Source organism: Parvimonas sp. M20, from assembly GCF_035282425.1.
In the GTDB taxonomy this organism is placed as follows: domain Bacteria; phylum Bacillota; class Clostridia; order Tissierellales; family Peptoniphilaceae; genus Parvimonas.
Genome location: NZ_JAYKBQ010000232.1, coordinates 1 through 253, shown reverse-complemented (window position 1 = coordinate 253; position 253 = coordinate 1). Strand labels below are relative to the sequence as shown.

Annotated in this window: 1 pseudogene; it reads left to right on the top strand. The window is 39.1% G+C overall.

Annotation, left to right across the window (positions count from 1 at the left end):
• Positions 1-233: pseudogene (locus tag VJI93_RS09070) on the top strand (hypothetical protein); the annotation flags it as partial.
• Positions 234-253: the final 20 nt, after the last annotated feature.

Below are 253 nucleotides of genomic sequence, written 5' to 3'. Positions count from 1 at the left end.
AAAGTGCTGATGTAAAACGCTTAGCACTCGGACATATTGAGAAATTAGAACAACGCATAAACGACTTACAGCAAATGGCGAATACGCTGAAAGATTTAATCAATTGCTGCGCAGGTGATGATCGACCTGAATGTCCGATTCTTGAGGGTCTCAAAGAACCGAGCAATGAAAATAAGGAACAGCATCACCATAATGATCTGCTATCAATTTCACCATTAGCGAAGAAAAAATAAGGTATTAAAAAGGGCTACGA